Source organism: Acetobacter okinawensis JCM 25146 (genome assembly GCF_000613865.1).
Lineage (GTDB): Bacteria > Pseudomonadota > Alphaproteobacteria > Acetobacterales > Acetobacteraceae > Acetobacter > Acetobacter okinawensis.
On record NZ_BAJU01000096.1, the window covers coordinates 1 to 2,659 of the forward strand.

Genomic DNA, 2,659 nt, shown 5'->3' on the forward strand with positions numbered 1-2,659 from the left:
CTCTCCCCTCTACTGCGAGGCCCTTCAATACCCCACAGTAAGAGAGAGTGTTCCGAATCCTCCTTTGTTACCGAAGCCGTTCTGCTCGCGGATTGCGGAGACGCCGTGCAGGCGCCAGCCGACATTGAAGACGAGGCTGACATAGCGATCCACAGCACTATGCAGGTCCAGACCGATGCTGGAGAGGTCGGCTTCGTTTACGGACTGGGCGATAGGGTTCACCTGCGAGACATGGCCGTAATCGTAGAACAGTCCGACCTGTTCCGTATCATGCACGGGCAGGTTGGGGGCGATGAACCTGGAGAGGCTGAAAGCCGGTGAGCGGATTTCGTTGGTGACACTCACCCCCTCGCTGCCTAGTGCGGTATCGGTAAAGTAACCGCGTGCGGTGTAGAGCCCACCTAGGCCAAGCTGGTTATTATACATCAGGTTCGTGCTGGCGAGCTGACCCGTCGCCTGCAAAATCCATGACAGACCCTCTGGCAGCCAGGTCGTGCGGCTGAGGCTCATTGTGTCATACACATACTGGTCACTGGCCCCAGGAACGAGAGTTTGAAAATTGCGGCGACGGTTGGCCCCGCTCATGCCGCCGGGACTGAATACGAGCTGGTTCTGGAACGTAGTCTGGCCATACGGGTCGTTCAGTAAGGCATTGTAGATGATGGGAAACTGATCGACCTCGGCCAGACTGTCGAACACGCGTAGCCCACCAAACTCGAGGGTGTTGTTGGTGGTTTTGAAGTCAAAACCGACCTGCACGTCTTCAGTCATGCGGGTATGCGGACCAAAGGTCAGGGCGGGCAGGTCGTGGATATAGCGTATGCTGGCCTGTCCGCTATGGCCTGTTTCACCCAGATAGGCACTGCTCGAGCGCATATCGGGTTTTTCCCCATGCATAGGAGCCAAAGACCTGGATACGGTCATGCCAGGGCAGGGGAGCTGTCCAACTCAGGGCATGGCCGCTGTAGCGGTCGCTGACACTGTGGGTGAACTGGTAGGAGAGGATCTGCCCCAGTCCGGCCACGTTGCCCCATGTGCCGCCTACCGCCCATTCGGAAGAGCCAAGCGCAGGTACCCCCGCATTGTCGTAGGAACCATAGACGTGCAGGGGCAGGCGGTCTTTTGTCTGCAGGGTAACATCGGTGGTGCCTGCGTCGTACCGGGGGCGAATAGGGCATCGACGGTGCGGAACGGGTTACTGTTGAGCCAGCCGAGCCCGGCCTGTACGTTTGACAGGCTGAGGGTCTGACCGGGTGTGAGCCCGCTTTCCTGCTGGAGCAGTTTATTGGAAAACCAGTGGTTCCCGGCGGTTTTGACCGTGCCCAGCCGGTATTCCGTGACGACAATCTGGACTACACCATTGCTGATGTTCTGCGGTGGGATAGAGACATACACAAACGGATGCCCATCGGCCTTGTAGAGCGCGCTGACCTTTGCCGCGATGGTGTTCAGATCCGTCATACGCAGGCGCTTGCCGAGATAGGCGGCCATCTCATGTCCGAAAGCCGTCTGATCGAGCAGGGGGAGACCCGCATGCTGCACACCTTTGGTGCCAGAGGGCAGGCCCGCAGCCTTGAGGGCGGCGCTGTCGGGAATGAATACCAGCCCCTTGAGGACCGGGATAACGACCGTATTGGACTGCGGCAGTGGCGGGGCCTCTTTACCCGGCAGGCTCAGATCGTTAGGGGCCGGGGCCGCCGCAGGCTCGCGCGGAGCAAGGCGGCTATAGGCCTGAGCGTGCGCCACGCGAGGGGAAAGGGCAAAAACGACGACGGCGAACGCGCCGCCAGCAAAAAGAATGCGGCGCATCAGAACGTGTCTTTCAGGCGGTTACTGTAAGAGAGAGTGGGATACTTAATTCGGTATGGACTCGTTTGACTGGTTGTCGGTGACAAAGAATGTATATTCCTGCTTTTCAGGCAGTTTACGAGAAAAGTTCGGGGGTTGTGACAAGGGTCTATACTTCCCCCGAACGTGCTCATTTGTGGCCAGAATATTATTTCCTTTTGTATCGGACTGCCTGCCTGTTTTTTCTGTGATAAAATATCAAGCACAGCTGAAATGTATTTTATAGTATAATTTTTCAATCCGTAACCATTTGCGGAAGAAACAAAAATTACATAATTTCCGGCAGCGCTACTGGATTTGGCATTGGTTGATAGAACAACGCTTGAGACCGTATCTCCATTAACAAGTCCTGTTACAACATAAGCAGATTTATCGAGAGTGGGAATATTACCGTATGTCTCTGACTGGTTTCTGGCTGTTATAATAAGAGACGCTGGTTTAACTGTATAAACAGAGTTTTGATAAGATACGGTGTAGTTTTTCAGGTCATCCCCGGTGATTGAGCCATGTATATAATACTCTCCAACATTACTGTTTCTGCTAGCGTTTGTAGAGAGTGACATGCTGGAAAATGTATCTCCATTAACAAGCCCACTGACACGATATCCTGACTGGTTCAGGGTTGGTATCTGCCCGTAAGTACCTGACTGATTATCGAGCGTTACGGTTAATGATGCTGGGGTGACAGCTAAATTACTGCCTGGTCAGTGTAGGTGACCTGATATCCATCAAGGGCATAGGTGGTGCCATACATGTTATAGGATGAACCAACACCGCTGTTAGCCAGTGCTGAGCCGGACCAGGTCATGTC

The 2,659-nt window shown here is 54.4% G+C and carries 4 protein-coding genes and 1 pseudogene; all 5 read right to left on the reverse strand.

Annotated features, from left to right (window positions below):
- Nucleotides 1-24: 24 nt before the first annotated feature.
- A complete protein-coding gene (locus JCM25146_RS15730) occupies nucleotides 25-876 on the reverse strand; it encodes a ShlB/FhaC/HecB family hemolysin secretion/activation protein (RefSeq protein ID WP_148299131.1) in 852 nt (283 codons plus the stop codon).
- The gene (locus JCM25146_RS25085) at nucleotides 848-1,132 is read right to left on the reverse strand and encodes a hypothetical protein (protein ID WP_369347538.1); all 285 of its coding nucleotides are present in this window, start codon (nucleotides 1,130-1,132) and stop codon (nucleotides 848-850) included. The genes JCM25146_RS15730 and JCM25146_RS25085 overlap by 29 nt, the downstream gene beginning before the upstream one ends.
- Entirely contained in the window at nucleotides 1,042-1,809 is a 768-nt protein-coding gene (locus JCM25146_RS15735; protein ID WP_025829233.1) for a POTRA domain-containing protein, read from the reverse strand. The genes JCM25146_RS25085 and JCM25146_RS15735 overlap by 91 nt, the downstream gene beginning before the upstream one ends.
- Complete coding sequence (locus JCM25146_RS25090; protein ID WP_408734928.1) at nucleotides 1,809-2,273, reverse strand: MBG domain-containing protein; 465 nt, start codon at nucleotides 2,271-2,273, stop codon at nucleotides 1,809-1,811. Before JCM25146_RS25090 ends, JCM25146_RS15735 begins: the two co-directional genes overlap by 1 nt.
- A 30-nt stretch (nucleotides 2,274-2,303) precedes the next feature.
- Nucleotides 2,304-2,507, reverse strand: a pseudogene (locus tag JCM25146_RS25095) (MBG domain-containing protein); the annotation flags it as partial.
- Nucleotides 2,508-2,659: the final 152 nt, after the last annotated feature.